13 protein-coding genes and 2 pseudogenes are annotated in these 17666 nt (G+C 70.3%); 11 read left to right on the forward strand and 4 right to left on the reverse strand.

The window, feature by feature from the left end:
* Nucleotides 1–13: 13 nt before the first annotated feature.
* Nucleotides 14–2908: a vitamin B12-dependent ribonucleotide reductase gene (locus F7R91_RS27575; RefSeq protein WP_150952546.1), complete on the forward strand. Its 2895-nt coding sequence runs from the start codon at nucleotides 14–16 to the stop codon at nucleotides 2906–2908.
* 473 nt (nucleotides 2909–3381) lie between these two features.
* Nucleotides 3382–3687, forward strand: coding sequence for a DUF2785 domain-containing protein (locus F7R91_RS43000; protein WP_230989810.1), 306 nt, complete (start codon nucleotides 3382–3384; stop codon nucleotides 3685–3687).
* A 3-nt stretch (nucleotides 3688–3690) separates the two neighbouring features.
* On the opposite strand, the gene F7R91_RS27585 is transcribed toward F7R91_RS43000, so the two are convergent.
* Entirely contained in the window at nucleotides 3691–4224 is a 534-nt protein-coding gene (locus F7R91_RS27585; protein ID WP_150952713.1) for a TerD family protein, read from the reverse strand.
* 160 nt (nucleotides 4225–4384) lie between these two features.
* Here F7R91_RS27585 and F7R91_RS27590 point away from each other — a divergent pair, with 160 nt between their 5' ends.
* The 3 genes from F7R91_RS27590 to F7R91_RS27600 all read left to right on the forward strand — a co-directional run bounded on the left by F7R91_RS27590 (nucleotide 4385) and on the right by F7R91_RS27600 (nucleotide 6687).
* Complete coding sequence (locus F7R91_RS27590) at nucleotides 4385–4990, forward strand: YdbC family protein (RefSeq protein WP_150952549.1); 606 nt, start codon at nucleotides 4385–4387, stop codon at nucleotides 4988–4990.
* A gap of 119 nt (nucleotides 4991–5109) precedes the next feature.
* Nucleotides 5110–5769 (forward strand): histidine phosphatase family protein, encoded by a 660-nt coding sequence (locus F7R91_RS27595; protein WP_150952552.1) that lies wholly within the window; start codon nucleotides 5110–5112, stop codon nucleotides 5767–5769.
* 12 nt (nucleotides 5770–5781) lie between these two features.
* Nucleotides 5782–6687 carry an ADP-ribosylglycohydrolase family protein gene (locus F7R91_RS27600; protein WP_150952555.1) on the forward strand — a complete coding sequence of 302 codons (906 nt, stop codon included), beginning with the start codon at nucleotides 5782–5784 and terminating at the stop codon, nucleotides 6685–6687.
* Nucleotides 6688–7062: 375 nt separating this feature from the next.
* On the opposite strand, the pseudogene F7R91_RS27605 reads toward F7R91_RS27600, so the two are convergent.
* Nucleotides 7063–7679 (reverse strand): annotated as a pseudogene (locus tag F7R91_RS27605) (MFS transporter); the annotation flags it as partial.
* Between F7R91_RS27605 and F7R91_RS43005 the strand changes: the two are divergent.
* The 3 genes and pseudogenes from F7R91_RS43005 to F7R91_RS27620 form a co-directional block, all read left to right on the forward strand.
* Nucleotides 7671–7760: pseudogene (locus F7R91_RS43005) on the forward strand (TetR family transcriptional regulator); the annotation flags it as partial. The pseudogenes F7R91_RS27605 and F7R91_RS43005 sit on opposite strands and share 9 nt — an antisense overlap.
* Nucleotides 7761–7841: 81 nt before the next feature.
* A complete protein-coding gene (locus tag F7R91_RS27615) occupies nucleotides 7842–8543 on the forward strand; it encodes a ribonuclease HII (protein ID WP_150952558.1) in 702 nt (233 codons plus the stop codon).
* A 68-nt stretch (nucleotides 8544–8611) separates the two neighbouring features.
* Nucleotides 8612–9250, forward strand: a complete 639-nt coding sequence (locus F7R91_RS27620; protein ID WP_150952561.1) for a hypothetical protein — start codon at nucleotides 8612–8614, stop codon at nucleotides 9248–9250.
* A 371-nt stretch (nucleotides 9251–9621) separates the two neighbouring features.
* Here the strand turns inward: F7R91_RS27620 and F7R91_RS27625 are convergent, their stop codons facing one another.
* Nucleotides 9622–10257 carry a hypothetical protein gene (locus F7R91_RS27625; RefSeq protein WP_150952564.1) on the reverse strand — a complete coding sequence of 212 codons (636 nt, stop codon included), beginning with the start codon at nucleotides 10255–10257 and terminating at the stop codon, nucleotides 9622–9624.
* Nucleotides 10258–10564: 307 nt separating this feature from the next.
* Nucleotides 10565–12736 (reverse strand): RecQ family ATP-dependent DNA helicase, encoded by a 2172-nt coding sequence (locus F7R91_RS27630; protein ID WP_150952567.1) that lies wholly within the window; start codon nucleotides 12734–12736, stop codon nucleotides 10565–10567.
* A 143-nt stretch (nucleotides 12737–12879) separates the two neighbouring features.
* On the opposite strand from F7R91_RS27630, the gene F7R91_RS27635 reads away from it, so the two are divergent.
* From F7R91_RS27635 to F7R91_RS27645, 3 genes are all read left to right on the forward strand, one after another.
* The gene (locus F7R91_RS27635) at nucleotides 12880–14526 is read left to right on the forward strand and encodes a DUF4192 domain-containing protein (protein ID WP_150952568.1); all 1647 of its coding nucleotides are present in this window, start codon (nucleotides 12880–12882) and stop codon (nucleotides 14524–14526) included.
* Nucleotides 14527–14845: 319 nt separating this feature from the next.
* A complete protein-coding gene (locus F7R91_RS27640) occupies nucleotides 14846–15604 on the forward strand; it encodes an NUDIX hydrolase (protein ID WP_150952569.1) in 759 nt (252 codons plus the stop codon).
* Between the two features lie 102 nt (nucleotides 15605–15706).
* A complete protein-coding gene (locus tag F7R91_RS27645; RefSeq protein ID WP_150952570.1) occupies nucleotides 15707–17575 on the forward strand; it encodes an ABC transporter ATP-binding protein in 1869 nt (622 codons plus the stop codon).
* Nucleotides 17576–17666 lie beyond the last annotated feature (91 nt).

A 17666-nucleotide genomic window follows, 5' to 3' on the forward strand; every position in this document is an offset into this window, starting at 1 on the left:
ACAGGGAGGCGGCATGACAGAGACGGCGAGCGGTCCGGCGCGAGGGTCCCGAGCCAAGGGCACCAAGGCGACCAGGGGACTGCGTATCGAGCGCATCCACACCACCCCCGGCGTGCACCCGTACGACGAGGTTGCGTGGGAGCGTCGTGACGTCGTCATGACCAACTGGCGCGACGGCTCGGTCAATTTCGAGCAGCGTGGCGTCGAATTCCCCGACTTCTGGTCGGTGAACGCGGTCAACATCGTCACCAGCAAGTACTTCCGCGGTGCCGTCGGCACCCCACAGCGCGAGACCAGCCTCAAGCAGCTGATCGACCGCATCGTGAAGACGTACCGGAAGGCCGGTGAGGACTACAAGTACTTCGCCTCGCCCGCCGACGCCGAGATCTTCGAGCACGAGCTGGCGTACGCCCTCCTGCACCAGATCTTCAGCTTCAACAGCCCCGTCTGGTTCAACGTCGGTACGCCCCAGCCCCAGCAGGTCTCCGCCTGCTTCATCCTGGCCGTCGACGACTCCATGGAGTCGATCCTCGACTGGTACAAGGAAGAGGGCATGATCTTCAAGGGGGGCTCCGGCGCCGGCCTGAACCTCTCCCGCATCCGCTCCTCCAAGGAACTGCTCTCCTCCGGCGGCAACGCCTCCGGGCCCGTCTCCTTCATGCGCGGCGCGGACGCCTCTGCAGGAACGATCAAGTCGGGCGGCGCCACCCGCCGCGCCGCCAAGATGGTCATCCTCGACGTCGACCACCCCGACATCGAGGACTTCATCCAGACCAAGGTGAAGGAAGAGGAGAAGATCCGCGCGCTGCGCGACGCGGGCTTCGACATGGACCTCGGCGGCGAGGACATCACCTCCGTCCAGTACCAGAACGCCAACAACTCGGTCCGTGTGAACGACGAGTTCATGAAGGCGGTCGAGCAGGGTGGCACGTTCGGCCTGCGCGCGCGGATGACCGGCGAGGTCATCGAAGAGGTCGACGCCAAGACCCTCTTCCGCAAGATGGCCGAGGCCGCCTGGGCCTGCGCCGACCCCGGCATCCAGTACGACGACACCATCAACCACTGGCACACGTGCCCGGAGTCCGGCCGTATCAACGGCTCGAACCCGTGCAGCGAGTACATGCACCTGGACAACACGTCCTGCAACCTCGCCTCACTGAACCTGATGAAGTTCCTGAAGGACGACGGCAAGGGCAACCAGTCCTTCGACGTCGAGCGCTTCGCCAAGGTCGTCGAGCTCGTCATCACCGCGATGGACATCTCCATCTGCTTCGCGGACTTCCCGACCCAGAAGATCGGCGAGAACACGCGCGCGTTCCGCCAGCTCGGCATCGGCTACGCCAACCTCGGCGCCCTGCTGATGGCAACCGGCCACGCCTACGACTCCAACGGCGGCCGTGCGCTTGCCGGTGCCATCACCTCCCTGATGACCGGCACGTCGTACCGCCGTTCCGCCGAACTCGCCGCGGTCGTCGGGGCGTACGACGGCTACGCCCGCAACGCCGAGCCGCATCTGCGCGTCATGAAGCAGCACGCCGACGCCAACACCGCGGCCGTCCGCATGGACGACCTGGACACGCCGATCTGGGCCGCCGCCACCGAGGCCTGGCAGGACGTGCGGCGCCTCGGCGAGAAGAACGGTTTCCGTAACTCCCAGGCGTCCGTCATCGCCCCGACCGGCACCATCGGTCTCGCGATGTCCTGCGACACCACCGGCCTCGAGCCCGACCTCGCGCTGGTCAAGTTCAAGAAACTCGTCGGCGGCGGCTCGATGCAGATCGTCAACGGCACGGTTCCGCAGGCCCTGCGCCGCCTGGGCTACCAGGAGGAGCAGATCGAGGCGATCGTCGCCCACATCGCCGAGCACGGCAATGTCGTCAACGCGCCTGGCCTCAGGCACGAGCACTACGAGGTCTTCGACTGCGCCATGGGTGAGCGCTCCATCTCCGCGATGGGCCACGTCCGGATGATGGCCGCAATCCAGCCGTGGATCTCCGGCGCCCTGTCCAAGACGGTCAACATGCCGGAGTCGGCGACCGTCGAGGAGGTCGAGGAGATCTACTTCGAGGCCTGGAAGTTGGGCGTCAAGGCGCTCGCGATCTACCGGGACAACTGCAAGGTCGGCCAGCCCCTTTCCGCCAAGACCAAGGCGAAGGAGAAGGCGGAGGTCACGGCGAAGGCCGAGGCCACCATCCGCGAGACGGTCGAGAAGGTCGTCGAGTACCGCCCGGTCCGCAAGCGCCTCCCCAAGGGCCGTCCCGGCATCACCACGTCCTTCACGGTCGGCGGCGCCGAGGGCTACATGACCGCCAACTCCTACCCGGACGACGGTCTCGGTGAGGTCTTCCTGAAGATGTCCAAGCAGGGCTCCACCCTCGCCGGCATGATGGATGCCTTCTCCATCGCCGTCTCGGTGGGTCTGCAGTACGGCGTGCCGCTGGAGACCTACGTCTCCAAGTTCACGAACATGCGCTTCGAGCCGGCCGGTATGACGGACGACCCGGACGTGCGGATGGCCCAGTCGATCGTCGACTACATCTTCCGCCGCCTGGCGCTCGACTTCCTGCCCTTCGAGACGCGTTCCGCGCTCGGCATCCACTCCGCCGAGGAGCGCCAGCGTCACCTGGAGACCGGTTCGTACGAGCCGTCCATCGACGATGTCGACGTCGAGGGCCTGGCCCAGTCGGCGCCGCGTGCCCAGGAGCTGAAGGCCGTCGCCGCCCCGAAGGCGGAGGTCGAGGCGGCCAAGCCCGCCCCGCAGCAGGCCCACACCAGCGCCGAGCTGGTCGAGATGCAACTGGGCATCCAGGCCGACGCACCGCTGTGCTTCTCCTGCGGTACGAAGATGCAGCGGGCCGGCTCCTGCTACATCTGCGAGGGCTGCGGCTCGACCAGCGGCTGCAGCTGACACAGGGCAGCGGGCATACGTCCCTGACTGACAGGCAGCTCCGGAGGAGGGGCGCGGGCCAAGTGCCGACGCCCCTCCTCGCCGTAAGGCACTCGGCGGCTCCCACGGGTCCGTAGCCATGCGATCATGGATTCTTCTGCAGTAGTACGACGGGGGTGTCCGCGCCCCCTCCGGACCGGCCCTCGGTGTGCTCCTCGCGGATCTCCGCTTCCCCGGATCCGGCCGTCCGCGACGATCGGGCGTACGTCGCCGCGGTGCGCCTGTTACCCACCCTGGGCACGGCGGAGCGGCGGCACCTCGGTGACCGGATGGCCGCGCGCTCACCGATCCCGAAGTCCAGGCCCGCGCCTTCGCCCCGCTGATCCTGGCGCGGATCGCCGAGGCGGGCGACTGGAGCGAGGAGTGGTGGCACGCGTCCGCCGACTGGTATCCGGCCGAGCGTTCTGAGCGGATACGACCCCGCCCTCGGCTGGTTGCCCGCCGCGCCGCACGGCGCCGACCTGCTGGCCGTCCTGGCCCGGCAGCCCGGTCAGAACCCTCCGCAGGCGGCCAAGTTGGCGGTCGCATGCCTCCTGGCCGCCACCGACCACCTCTTCGATGCCCAGGAGGACGACCGCCTCGCCTACGCACTCGCCCAGATCCTCACTCACGCGGATCTCACCGCGGCACAGTCCACGGAGTGGCCGACCCCCATGGCACCGGCCTTCCGGACGGGCGGGCCGGGACCGGTACCCGCCCTGACGAAGACCCTGGCGATCGTGGCCCGCTACCCTGCCTGAGGCTCAGGGCCGGTGTGCCTGGCCCATGGTCCGCGTGAAATGCGCCGGGTCGTCCTCGAAGCCCTGGATGCCGGGGTGGAAATCCCATGTACCGGTCCCTGCGCGCACGAACTCCCCGACCGTGGCCGCCGTCGAACCGAGCACGCCGCCGAAGTCGTCCTCGGCCAGGACCGTGTACCCCTCCCGGATGCGCAGGCCGGGGTTGACCACGCCGACGAAGGTCCGGTGCGCGGAACGCTGCTGGATGATGACGCCGACGACCACGCGCGCGTACCGGCCGTCGAGCCGGTCGAGTTCCAGCGTCATGACCTCGTCCCAGCCGAAGCCCTTGCCGTCCTTGCTGTCCCGGTTGAGGTAGATGGTGCCGTCGGGGGAGCGGCTGTCGAAGTGCACCACATAGGCGGGATCGCCGTGAGGGTCGCTCGTCAGGTAGGTCGCGGCGACGATGTCCAGATCGGTGGGCGGCTGCCCCGCCGGGCTGGGGTCCCACTTGATCGCGACTTCCACCTTGCGGATCCCCTTGTTGAGGCCGCTCACCATGCGTTCCCCTTCTCCGTGTCCCCATGTGTGCCCTCGGCCCGAACTGCCGGGTGGGCAAGGCCGGTTGTCCATCCTGCCACGCGCGGGGGCGCGCGTGCGGAAGAGCTCTGCGGCAGACAGTGACCGACGCCACGCTCCCTGGCCTTACGATGGCGCGGTGCTGGTCAAGTGGATTCGCTGCACCGTGGTGGACCGCCGCGGCTTCGAGCGGGGGCAGCGGAAGTGGGCGGGGCTTCTGGGGGAGCCGGGGTTTCGGGGACAGGGCGGGGGCTGGAGCCGGGGGCGGCCGGGGGTGGCGCACATCTTCGCCTTCTGGGAGAGCCGTGCCTTCTACGACTCCTTCATGGCCCGCTCCCACGACCGGCTCGCGGCATCCCAGTCGGGCACCTTCAAAGACACCCAGGTCAAACTGTTCGACTACCGCTTCGACGTGAAGACCGGCTTCGAGCCGCGTTTCACGGACGCGGACCTCGTACGGGTCGCCCACTGCCGTGTCCACGAGGAGCGTGCCGAGCACTTCACGCTGATGCAGGAGAAGGTATGGAATCCGGCGATGGCCGGCTCGCCCGGCATGATCCGTGGGCTGTTCGGCGAGGCACCGGGCCATGAGTTCATGGTGCTGTCGATGTGGCGGTCTGCCGCCGAACACGGCAAGTACCGCACCGAGCGGGTGGAGCGACTCGCCCTCAGGGCGCAGACGGAGGCGGATGTCGCGGCCCTCACGGGTGACATCGTGGAGCTCGAACCCACCTGGACGGTTTGAAAACCGGACTCGTCAATCGTGCGCCCTTGTGTGACCCATGGTGCAGGAAGTGTGTGACCTACACCGTATGGAGCCCGTAGGACTGCTCGGCAGGCCGTCACTCGATCTAGGGTTTCGGCATGGCACGACCACGGCGCATCATCCTTGTCCGGCACGGAGAGTCAACGGGCAATGTTGATGACACCGTGTACGAGCGCGAACCCGACCATGCGCTGGCCCTCACCGAGCGGGGCTGGCAGCAGGCCGAGGAGACGGGTAAGCGGCTTCGCGAGGTGTTCGGCCGCGAGCGCGTCAGCGTGTACGTCTCCCCGTACCGCCGTACGCACGAGACGCTGCGTTCCTTCCATCTGGACCCGGAACTCATACGGGTGCGTGAGGAGCCCCGCCTGCGCGAGCAGGACTGGGGAAACTGGCAGGACCGCGACGACGTACGGCTCCAGAAGGCATACCGGGACGCGTACGGGCACTTCTTCTACCGCTTCGCCCAGGGCGAGTCCGGTGCCGATGTCTACGACCGGGTAGGCGGCTTCCTGGAGAGCCTCTACCGCAGTTTCGAGGCCCCCGACCACCCGCCGAACGTGCTGCTGGTGACCCACGGACTGGCCATGAGGCTGTTCTGCATGCGCTGGTTCCACTGGACGGTCGCGGAATTCGAGTCGCTGTCCAACCCGGGGAACGCGGAGATGCGGATGCTGGTTCTCGGCGACGACGGCAAGTACGTGCTCGACCGGCCGTTCGAACGCTGGCGAGATCCGGAACCGTACGGGATCACCGGATAGAGTGGCAGAGCGATGACCCCTGATTCCTCTCTCGTCGGGCGCCTGGAGCGCGCCTTGGCCAGCCTGCGCGGACTTGCGGTGGGGGACGCGCTGGGCTCACAGTTCTTCGTCCCGGCGAACTATCCGCTGCTCAAGCGCCGTGACCTGCCTCCCGGCCCGTGGCAGTGGACGGACGACACCGAAATGGCCTGCTCCGTGCTCGCCGTCCTGACCGTCCACCACCGCATCGACCAGGACGCACTGGCCCACTCGTTCGCCGCTCACCACGACTTCGACCGCGGCTACGGTCCCGCGGTCAACCGGCTGCTCCGGCTGATCCGGGAGGGCGGCGACTGGCGCGAGCTGGCCGCCGAGCTCTTCAACGGACAGGGCTCCTGGGGCAATGGCGCGGCCATGCGGATCGCGCCTCTGGGCGCTTGGTATGCCGACGATCCGGAGCAGGCGACCCATCAGGCTGAGATCTCGGCGTACCCGACGCACCAGCACCGTGAGGCCGTGGTCGGAGCGATGGCCGTCGCGGCCGCCGCGGCACTGGCCGCCGCCCCCGCCGGCCCGCCCACGGCCGAGGCACTCCTCGACGACGTCGTCGCGCTCGTTCCGAAGAGCGCCGTCGGGGCGGGACTGCGGCGGGCCAGGGACATGCTCGACTACGACGACCCGAGCACCGTCGCGGCCGTGCTGGGCTGCGGACGGCGCACGTCGGCCCACGACACGGTGCCCTTCGCGCTCTGGTCGGCCGCGCGGGCCTTGGGCGACTACGAGCAGGCCTTCTGGACGACTGCACAGGTTGGCGGCGACGTCGACACGACCTGCGCCATCGTGGGCGGGGTGATCGCCGGTGGGAAGGCGGGTGCCCCACCGACCGCGTGGGCGGAACAGACGGAGCCGCTGCCGGAGTGGGCGATCGCCTCCGGCTGACCCGTGGTCCGGGCTCACCCCCGGACACTTTCTGTGATGTTCGGGAACTCTGCGTGACCACTCGGGCGTTGTCGTGTCATCCGCTGTGTGAGGCATGGGCTCGCACAGCCCAGGTGGCAGGTGAGAGGCACGGGGGTGGTCATGCAGTCTTTGGTGGTCATGCAGTTCGGGCTCGCTGCGGTGGTCGTATCGGCCGTTGCGGCCGTTCTGGTCCCGCTGCTCAGAGGTCTGGGTGCGGCCCGGTCGGAGTCCGCTCGATCGGACTGTTCGTCGCCGAGCCCGGCGTGCGGTGCGCGGATGACCGGACCGGCGTCCTCGCCGTCGGTCCCTCGGACGTGGCCCGGCCATCCGCGGCTCCGGGCGGGTCCGGCCGGCTCAGCCGATGCCCGGGCCCGCCGCCCCCGCGAGCGCCTCCAGGTCGCTCTTGCGGACCCGGATGACGAACCAGGCGGTGGCCAGGGCGAGTACGGCCATCGCCGCGGCGGCGACGAAGCCGGTCGAGATGCCCTGGGCGAGTACCTCATGCCCCCACGGGGCGGGCAACTGATGCGACTTGGCGAACTCCGCCTTCTGCTCCGCCGACCCGTCGGACAGGAAACTCGGCAGCTGCTTCTCCGCCTCGTCCTTGCTGGCCGTGCCGAAGACCGTCGTCAGGATGGACAGGCCGAGCGAACCGCCCACCTGCTGCGTGGTGTTGAGCAGTCAGGATGCCGCGCCCGCCTCGTGCTGGGCGACTCCGGAGACCGCGGTGACCGTCAGCGCCACGAAATTCAGGCCCATACCGAAGCCGAACACCAGCATCGGTCCGAGCACTCCGCCGACGTACGAGCTGTCCGAGCTGATGAGGGTCTGCCAGCCCAGCCCAGCCCGGCCACCGCGAGCGCCGAGCCGGCGACCATGAACGGTTTGGGGCCCAGCACCGGCAGGAATCGCTGGGACAGGCCCGCGCCGAGCGCGATCACGACCGTCACCGGCAGGAAGGCGAGATGTGCGCATGCGAATGGAGTGATGGTGAGCTGGAGGAGATGATCGACCAGCTGATGCTTCCACTGCTGCGGCCGAGCGGTGTGTGACGGTGCGCTGTGGAGCCCGCGACGGAGCTCCGGGAACCGGGGTGTCGCAGGATGTTCCGGGCGGCGTACGCTAAGGGCGCCATGCCGTACGAACCACCTACTCACACCGTCGAGCGCTCCCTTCGCGCGACGACCGGAGCGAAGGTCATTGCCGGTGTCGACGAGGTGGGGCGCGGCGCCTGGGCCGGTCCCGTCACCGTCTGCGCGGCGATCACCGGACTGCGTCGGCCTCCCGAGGGCCTCACCGACTCCAAGCTGCTCACCGTCAAGCGGCGCACCGAGCTTGCCGTGGCGCTCCGGACGTGGGTGGCCTCGTACGCGCTGGGGCATGCCTCGCCGGAGGAGATCGACAACGTCGGGATGACCGCTGCCTTGCGGCTGGCCGCCGGACGCGCCCTGGAGGCACTGCCGGTCCGCCCCGATGCCGTGATCCTCGACGGGAAGCACGATTACCTCGGAGCGCCCTGGAAGGTCCGTACGGTCATCAAAGGAGACCAGTCGTGCGTGGCGGTCGCGGCGGCCTCGGTGATCGCCAAGGTTCAGCGCGACAAAATGATGGCCGAACTGGGTATCGACCATGCAGACTTCGATTTTGCGGCCAACGCGGGGTATCCGTCGCCCGTGCACAAGGCCGCGCTGGAGGTATGGGGCCCCACTCCGTACCACCGGTTGTCGTGGGCGTATCTTGATGCGCTGCCCCAGTGGCGGCATCTCAAGAAGGCCCGCAGCTGGGCGGACGGAGGCGTTCCGGAGATCGAGGGTCAGCTCGGCTTCGATTTCTGACGCACCCGCTCGCACTCATGTGCCACCCGCTGACGCGAGCCGCACCAACGTTTGATAGATATCAGCTCATGCCTCTCATTCCCGAGGAGCCTCAGATTCACGAGAGTGCCCAGGGTCCCCGCGCTACTCCGGCCAGCGGCCGTACCGCGCCGACCCCTCGCCCCGTACCCGGCCCCCGCCCAGCGGCTCCGCCGCGCCCCGGTCGTCCGGGCCCCCGGCCCGCGCCGCCGATGCAGCGCACGCCGCGCGACGTGGCCACGGCCACGCCCGCACCGTCGGGTCCGGCCGCCCCTGCCGCCTCCGCTCCGGCGTCGGTGACCCCGCAGATCCAGCTGATCCCGGCCTCGGCCCAGGGCGCGCTGGACGCTGCGGAGGAAGCCGTCGACCTGCTGCTGGAGACCGGTCGTGCCCCCGGTGAGGTGCTGGTGATCACTACCGGTGAACCACACCCGTGGGCTGCCCACGAGCTGTCCTTCGGCGAAGCCTCCTACTGGGCCCAGCACGACGCGGGCGACGACGTGTTCTACGCGGACGCCACCATGGCGTCCCGCGCCGCGTCCCGTCCCGTGGTCGTGGTCGCCATCAACGACGGTCCCGACACGGCTGCCGCCACCGCCCTGCCGCTGGCCCATACCCGGGCCGACGCCTTGCTGATCGTCTGCGGTGACCCGCAGCAGATCAACTCGGTGCTCGGCGCGGGCGTCTGAGTCCGCTCCGGTACGTCCAGCGGACTCAGGGGGCTGGGGCGACGAAGGTGCCGTTGCGGCGGCACCTGGACGGCAGTGGCGTTCCGCCGTGCACGCATCTGCACGGCGGCGCTTCGGCCTGCGTGCACGACTGGGCTGGCCAGCGGCACGGTGCGTCGTGGGTGGCGGGCGGGGCTGTACGAACCGGACGTTCGTTCCGAGGTGCGGGCACGGAGGTTCGTTCCGAGGTGCGGCCAGTGGCCGTAAGCGCCGAAGGTTCATCCTGACGGTGCGGGCAGTGGTCGTGCTGTGCTGCCGCCGCCGTCGTACTGGGCCACGCAGCACCCTGCGCCGTACGAGGCCCAGGCGGCTGAGGCGCGGCGCTCTCGGCTTCAGCGCGCCGCTGCGCGGCGGAGAACCTCGGAGACGGCACCGCCGGTACGCGGCAGCGGAGGCGGGGCTTCGGACAGGGCGAAGGGCTCCGGCGCCGAGTGTGAGTTCGGACGGCGTCCGCCGCGGCCCTCACCGAGGACCTGCCAGCCGTCCCGCGTCAGCGTGATGTATGCCCCGCAGCGCAGCCCATGCAGCGTGCAGGCGTCACGCAGACCCCACATCCATGCGCCGTCCTCCTGCGTCCAACGCGCGTCACCCTCACGGCAGTAGAGCAGCACGGCGGTGCGCACCGGCGTGCGGCGCCGCAGGTCGTGCGGGATCACCCGGCGCAGCTGGGCGAGCAGCGAGTTGCGGAACATCCAGCCGTCGGCCGGGGCCTGGCGGCGGGTGAACGAGGCGCTCGCCAACAACCGCTCGTCCGGATCGAGGACCGCCAGGATCGCGGTCGCCGGCCCGGGGCGGTGTCGTGAGTGCAGCCCGCTGACCACCTGGCGGGGGTTGCGCAGCAGAGGGATTCCGGCGGCGGCCCACTCCGCGGGTTCGAGCATGCGGGCCAGGGGGTTGGCGGATGCGGCGGACAACTCGGCAGGCGACGAGGTTGATGCCGCGGAGGACGGAGTAAATCCGAAGGTCACGGTCCTCCCTTCGGCTACGCGCCCACTGCGGGCGGGGTCGGATTCGGGGGAGCGCGCACCGCAGCAGAGCCCTACCGGATCACGGACGAGCCGTGCGGGGAGCGGACTTCGATTCTTCCTGTCGAACTTGGTTGCGGCAACGAGCAATTGAGCCCACCGACCCTTATCGGGTCCTTCATGGCTTATATCCCTACCCTGTGTGTTGCCTGACAACGCATGGGGCATGCGAGCACGACAGGACATGTCCGAATGCCGCCGAGCACCGTTCGGCGTGCGGCGCGGACTCAGCTCGGCGTGTGGCGCGGACTCAGCTCCTCACGGCCAGGACCAGCGGCAACACCCCCTTGGCGCCTGCCCGTAGAAGCAGGCGGGCGGCGACCGCGAGTGTCCAGCCGCTCTCGGTCAGGTCGTCGACGAGCAGCACGGGGCCGTCGGCGGCATCGAGAGCCTCCTGCAGCGACGGCGGGACGGCAAGCGCCCCGCTGAGGGCCCGGAGACGCTGGGCACTGTTGGAGCGGGGCATGGACAGGGCGTCGCAGTGATCCGTGTAGGCGAGCGACCCCAGCAACGGGATGCGGCCGATGGCGGAGATCCTCGTGCCGAGCGACTCGATCAGCTGTGGCCTGGCGCGCGAGGGCACGGTGATCACACCGATGGGACGGGCCACCGCGTCCGGAGCGCCCGAGGCCCATCCGCCCGGTCCCTTGGCCCAGTCGGACAGCACGGTCACGACCGCGTTGGCCACATCGTCGGGCACGGGCGCGTCCGGGGTCTGGGGTGAGAGCAGGGGGCGCAGCCTGTTGCCCCAGCCGATGTCCGAAAGCCTGCCCAGCGCCCGGCCCGGGGCGGCCTGCTCGCCGGACGGGATGCGGCCCTTGAGGTCGACGCCCACGGCCGGCAGCCCCGTCGGCCACATCCTTCGGGGCTCCACCACGACTCCGGCGCGGGCGAGCGAGCCACCGGCGGACTCGAGGGCGCCCGCGGAGACCTCGGCCGTGAACCGGGCGCCCGCGCAGTTGTCGCAGCGGCCACAGGGCTCGGCCTGCTCGTCGTCCAGCTGCCGCCGGAGGAACTCCATACGACAGCCGGTGGTGCCGGCGTAGTCGCGCATGGCCTGCTGCTCCGTGGCACGCTGCTTGGCGACCCACGCATAGCGGTCGGTGTCGTACGACCAGGGGGCACCGGTCGCGATCCAGCCGCCCTTGACCCGGTGCACGGCACCGTCCACGTCGAGGACCTTGAGCATCGTCTCCAAGCGTGTGCGGTTCAGCTCCACGAGCGGTTCGAGCGCGGGCAGCGACAGCGGTCGGTCTGCCCGTGCGAGTACGTCCAGGGTGCGGCGGACCATGTTTTCGGGCGGAAACGCCACGGAGGCGAAGTAGGCCCAGATCGCCTCGTCCTCGCGGCCGGGCAGCAGCAGCACCTCGGCATGTTCGACCCCGCGTCCGGCACGGCCGACCTGCTGGTAATAGGCAATGGGGGAGGAGGGCGAGCCGAGATGGACGACGAAGCCCAGGTCTGGCTTGTCGAACCCCATCCCGAGCGCGGAGGTGGCCACCAGTGCCTTGACCCGGTTCGCCAGAAGGGCTTCCTCGGCCTGCTGGCGTTCGGCGTTCTCCGTCCTGCCCGTGTAGGAGACGACGGTGTGCCCGCACTGCCGCAGGAAGGCGGTGACCTCCTCGGCGGCCGCGACGGTGAGGGTGTAGATGATGCCGGAGCCGGGCAGATCGCCCAGGTGATCGGCGAGCCATGCCAGCCGATGTGCCGCGTCGGGCAACTGCACGACGCCCAGGCTGAGGCTCTCGCGGTCCAGCGGACCGCGCAGCACCAACGCGTCCGAGCCGGTTCCCGTGCCCAACTGCTCGGCCACGTCCGCCGTGACCCGTGCGTTGGCCGTGGCAGTTGTGGCGAGCACCGGAACGCCCGGCGGCAGATCCGCGAGCATCGTGCGCAGCCGCCGGTAGTCGGGGCGGAAGTCATGGCCCCAGTCCGAGATGCAGTGGGCTTCGTCGACGACGAGGAGTCCGGTGGCGGCGGCCAGTTCGGGCAGTACGTTGTCGCGGAAGTCGGGATTGTTGAGCCTCTCGGGGCTCACGAGCAGCACGTCCACCGCGCCCGCGGCCACCTCGGCCTGGATGGTCTGCCACTCCTCGGGATTGGACGAGTTGATGGTGCGGGCGTGAATGCCGGCGCGGGCGGCCGCCTCGACCTGGTTGCGCATGAGCGCGAGCAGCGGGGAGACGATGACGGTCGGCCCGGCACCGTGCTCGCGCAGCAGGGCGGTCGCCACGAAGTACACCGCGGACTTGCCCCAGCCGGTGCGCTGTACGACGAGGGCCCGCCGCTTGTCGGCCACCAGCGCCTCGATCGCCCGCCACTGGTCCTCGCGCAGCCGCGCCGACCCGGTCTCGTCCCCCACGAGCCGGGCGAGCACCGCATCGGCCGTCGTGCGCAGTTCCGCCTTGCCGCTGTCCGTCATGCATCCCATACAACAGGACGGCACTGACAGACGGGCGCGGCCCGGGTGACGTCCGGGCCGTCCCGTGTGCGGATTGGTGTGTCCCTGATCGAGGTTATCCACAGGGTGCAACGAGAAATCGCGATCTGCGAGATCGTCGGCGCATGACGAATCACGGCGAAACGACCGGATCCTCCGGCAACGGCGACATCAACAGGCGACCCTCCGAGATCAGGGACACTCATGAGCAATCCGCACGCAAGACCGGCGAACCGGCAGGTGCGGACGACATGCCTGTCGGCTCCGATGGGCCCGTCGGCTGCCTGACATACGACGCACACGCAAGCGAGCACCAGGTCACCCTGCGCACGCCGGCCGAGCTGGCCGACGCTCTCCCGTATCTGCTCGGATACCGCCCCGAGGACAGCATCGTCCTGGTCGCTCTGCACGACCGGAGCGGGCGCGGCCGGTTCGGCGGCCGGGCCCGGCTCGGCATTCCCTCCCACATGGACGACTGGGCCGACGTGGCCCGGCAACTGGCCCACGGCTTGATCACGGGCAGCGAGCGGAGGGGCGCCAAGCCGGAGCAGATGGTCGCCTACCTCTGCCAGGAACCGGCGAAAGGCGAGTCCGGCCGGCAGGTCAAGGAGCGGCTGGCCTCACTGGCCGGGATGCTGCGCACGGAGTGCGGGCGGCACGACGTGCCGGTGATCGAGGCACTGTGCATCTCGGACGGCCGGTTCTGGTCGTACTGCTGCCCGAGTGAGGGATGCTGTCCTCCCGACGGGCTGCCGATGGGACTGCCCGGGACCTCCGTGCTGGCCGCCGCCGCGACCTACGCCGGGATTCAGGTGCGGGGCACGCTGCGCGAGATGCGGGCCAGGCTGCAGCCCTGGGAAACCGCCGCGGCACTGGAGCAGGAGGTCGTCCTGGACACCACCAGCATGGCGCTGGTCTCCAGGATGCTCGACGAGGAGAGCCGGGCGGACGTGGCCGAGGAGACCATGGAACTCGCCTGGCGGGCACTGACACGCTTCGCAGAAGCGTCGCCTGTCGCCGGTTCCCTTCAGGCGGACCTGCGTGACGACACACTCCTCGGACACGAGGAAGCCGCCGCCCTGATCCTCGGTCTGCAGGACCGCACGACCCGGGACCGCGCGGCCGAATGGATGGAGGGCGACGAGGCAGACCCGGCCCTGCGCCTGTGGCGAGCCCTCGCCCGCCGCTGTGTCGGTCCGTACGGCGAACACGCGGCGGCTCCCCTCACTCTGGCCGGTTGGGTCGCCTGGTCCGCCGGGGACGGCATCGAAGCCCGGGAAGCGCTGGCCATGGCTCTCGCCGCGGATCCCGGCTACTTCTTCGCCCGGCTCCTGCACCAGGCGTGCAACGAGGATCTCGACCCGGAGTCGATCCGCCGTTGCCTGCGTGCGGAACGCGAGCGGCGCACGGGGGCGGAAGCGGAGAGCGACGAGCAGGGGGTGCCGCAGCAGGATGCGGCGACCGGTACGGGCGGGGTGCAACCGGCTCCTTCGTCGGGTGCGTCTTCCCGTCGTCGACGCCGGACGCGTTCCGCCGCGTGCCAGGACAGCGGCCCCGGCTCCGTGGCAGCGGGCGGACGGCAGCCGCGAGAACGACAGCCGGGCCTGGGCGGATCTCGCCCGCGAACCCGGGCGGCGGGCGGTTCCCGTTCGGGCGCGCGGAGGCCGGGAGGCGGAGGTCGACGTGTCTCCGGGAATGGGGTTCCACGGGGGAGCAGCACCGGCTCCGGGAGCCTGAGTCCGGGGAACGATGCGCCTGGGGGCAAGACATGAGCAATCATGGGGTGCGGTTCGGCCGACGTACGTCACGAGGCTGACCCGTCCGGACCGCGGTGCGGAGTGTGCCCCCGAGAGATCGGGCTGACCCGCCGGCGGGTCGGACGCCCGCTCCTCCGTACGGTCGGCTCGCTCGGTCCGCCGTGTTCGAGGAGGCGGCGGACGGACAATTACCGGGGGCGTGACCTCGTAAGACGTGGTCGCGGAGAACAATCGCCGGCCATTCGGGACGCAGCTCTCGGACCGATGTGGATCAGCCGTTGATGAGGCCGAGGAAGGGAGTGTTTATCGTCAAGCAGACGACTATGATCGCGACATGCCCTACGACCCGTCAGCCTTTCCGCCCTTCGCCGTCACTGTGGACCTGGTCGTGCTGACCGTGCGCCGCCATGCCCTGTGCGCGCTGGCGGTGCGCAGGGGCGAGCCGCCGTTCCAGGGGCGGTGGGCGCTCCCTGGTGGCTTCGTACGGCCCGACGAGGATCTGGCGCAGGCAGCGGCGCGCGAGTTGGTCGAGGAGACGGGGCTGCGCGCGCACGACCCGTCCGTGCCCGCCCAGGACAACGGCGCCCACCTGGAACAGCTCGCCACCTACGGCGACCCCAAGCGCGATCCCCGGATGCGCGTGGTCAGCGTCGCCCACCTCGCGCTCGCCCCCGACCTGCCGGCGCCGCGCGCGGGCGGCGACGCGAGCAACGCGCGCTGGGCGCCCGTGGAGGAGCTGCTGCAGCAGGGCGGCTACGGTCGGGACGGCGAGCCGGTCGCACCGCTCGCCTTCGATCATCACCAGATCCTGGCGGACGGCGTGGAGCGGGCCCGGTCCAAGATCGAGTACTCGTCGCTGGCCACCGCGTTCTGCCCGTCCGAGTTCACCGTCGGGGAGCTGCGCCGCGTCTACGAGGCGGTGTGGGGAGTGGCGCTCGACCCGCGCAACTTTCACCGCAAGGTCACGGGCACACCGGGGTTCCTCGTCCCCACCGGCGGCACGACCACGCGCCAGGGCGGCCGTCCGGCCCAGCTCTTCCGGGCCGGCGGTGCCACCCTGCTCAACCCCCCGATGCTGCGCCCCGAGGTCTGAGGCGGGGGCCCTGTGGGGATGGAAGGTGGACGGGTCCGCGCCCGAACCGCGGCGGGCGTTGAAATGCCTGAAAACTGGACATAGCGCGCTATCTTGCTGCGGGTGATCCAGGCCTTCGGACTGACCAGCACCCCCCGCAAGGAGCGTCCGCCCGCCCTCGACGATGTCTCCTTCGAAGCGCGCGCAGGCCGTGTCACCGTGCTCCTCGGAGCTCCCGGCGCCGGTAAGTCGACGGCCCTCAGGCTCATGCTCGAACTCCAACAGGGCCGGGGTGTCACCCATTTCAGAGGCCGCCCGCTGCACCGTATCGCCCACCCGTCGCGCGAAGTCGGCGTACTCCTGGGCGACGTGCCGGGTCATCCCGCCCGCACCGTCCGCGGCCACCTGCGCATGCTGTGCGCCGCGACGGGCGTCCCGGTCGGCCGTGCCGACGAAGTCCTGGAGGTGGTCGGCCTCGTCAGCCTGCGCGGTGAACGGCTCGGCACCCTGTCACGCGGCATGGACCGCCGCCTCGGCTTGGCCTGTGCCCTGCTGCCCGACCCGCACACGCTCGTGCTCGACGACCCGGCCCGCGGCCTGTCCACGCGCGAAAGTCACTGGCTGCACGGCTTGCTGCGGGCGCACGCGACCCACGGTGGCACGGCCCTGTTCACGACGGCCGACCCCAAGGAGGCCGCGCGCACCGCCGACCAGGTCGTCACGCTCGCCGAGGGCCGGCTGGTCGCCGACCAGGAGGCCGCGGACTTCGCGCGCACCCGGCTGCGCCCCCGTGTAGCCGTCCGCAGCCCGCACGCCGCCCGCCTCGCAGCACAGCTCGCCAAGGAGGCCCGTACCGGGCGGCGCTCCGTCGAAGTCGTACGGGAGGGCGGCAACCGCCTGTCCGTGTATGGCAGTACGTGCGCCGAGGTCGGCGAAACGGCCTTCCGGCACAACATCCTCGTCCACCAACTCGCCGACGAGATCGGGGACATGGGACCGGCTCCGCTCCCCTCGAACGTCCCAGGCGTGCAGGGGGCACAGCTGGACGACCCGGCGAGGGGCGCCGCTGAGCCCTCCGTGACCGGTAAGGACGGGTCGGCCGCGGAGAGAACGGAAGACGCCGAAGGAGAAGTCCACGACCGGGGAGCCGTATCGCCGGCACTACCCCCCGCAGCGGCCGATACCTCCTCTCCCCTCCCACCGCCCATCTCCGTACGCTCCGCGCCCAGCCCTCTGCGCCCGCTGCGCTACGAGCTGCGCCGCGCCGCCGGGATCCGCACCGGGTTCCTCACGGGCGGCGCCGTGCTCGTCACCTCCGCCCTCACCGCCGTACTCCTGGCCCGTGTCGGTCACACCCCCCAGCCGCGCCTGCTGGCCGCATGGCCGCGGGAGCTGCCGCTGCCGCCCGCGGCTCTCGGCGCGGGCCTGCTCGGGGCGCTCGCTTTCGGCGACGAGTTCCGCCATCCTGCCCTGGCGGCGGACCGGGGCACCGTGCCCCGCCGGCTGGGGCTGCTGGCCGCGAAACTCGTCGTCGCCGCGGTCACCGCGCTGCTGCTGGCCCTGCTCTCGGTGGGCTGCGACGCCGAATTGCTCTATCTCTTCTACGGTCGGGAGCTCGTGGAAGTTCCGGGTGACTGGCTTTCGCTGAGCGCGAGTTGGATCGGGTTCGTGGTCGGATGCGCCTGGGCCGGTGTACTGGCGGCGGGCACGTTCCGGTCCACCACGGCCGGGCTCGCGGCGGTGGTCGCCGTACCGGTTCTGGTCGTGCCCCTCGTACAGAAGGCCGTGGAGGGGCCGTCCGTGCGGACGGCCGCCGGAATTCCCGCGCGGCTGCGCGAGGTGTTCCTGATGCAGTGGCCCTTCGGCGGGGACCGCTATGTGGCTGCTGCGGCGCGGGTGCTCGTCCAACCCGTGGGTGGTGCGCTGATGTTGTCCCTCGTGGCTCTCCTCGGGGCGTACCTGCTCACGACCCTGCGCAGCAGGGTCCGATGACGGCGTCTGGCACCCTTCGGATCCAGCACTGCGCACAACTTCCCGGGGAAAGCCCATTTCTTTCCGATAAGGCGTCAATTGCGACGGGGTG

The sequence above is a fragment of the Streptomyces luteolifulvus genome (genome assembly GCF_008806595.1).
GTDB lineage: Bacteria > Actinomycetota > Actinomycetes > Streptomycetales > Streptomycetaceae > Streptomyces > Streptomyces luteolifulvus.

What these genes read in the sequence shown, in the direction of transcription:
- F7R91_RS27575 (WP_150952546.1), top strand. Translation starts at nt 14, where the DNA reads ATGACAGAGACGGCGAGCGGTCCGGCGCGAGGGTCCCGAGCCAAGGGC.
- F7R91_RS27595 (WP_150952552.1), top strand. Translation starts at nt 5,110, where the DNA reads ATGGCACGACCACGGCGCATCATCCTTGTCCGGCACGGAGAGTCAACG.
- F7R91_RS27600 (WP_150952555.1), top strand. Translation starts at nt 5,782, where the DNA reads ATGACCCCTGATTCCTCTCTCGTCGGGCGCCTGGAGCGCGCCTTGGCC.
- F7R91_RS27615 (WP_150952558.1), top strand. Translation starts at nt 7,842, where the DNA reads ATGCCGTACGAACCACCTACTCACACCGTCGAGCGCTCCCTTCGCGCG.
- F7R91_RS27620 (WP_150952561.1), top strand. Translation starts at nt 8,612, where the DNA reads ATGCCTCTCATTCCCGAGGAGCCTCAGATTCACGAGAGTGCCCAGGGT.
- F7R91_RS27630 (WP_150952567.1), bottom strand. Translation starts at nt 12,736, where the DNA reads ATGACGGACAGCGGCAAGGCGGAACTGCGCACGACGGCCGATGCGGTG.
- F7R91_RS27635 (WP_150952568.1), top strand. Translation starts at nt 12,880, where the DNA reads ATGACGAATCACGGCGAAACGACCGGATCCTCCGGCAACGGCGACATC.
- F7R91_RS27640 (WP_150952569.1), top strand. Translation starts at nt 14,846, where the DNA reads ATGCCCTACGACCCGTCAGCCTTTCCGCCCTTCGCCGTCACTGTGGAC.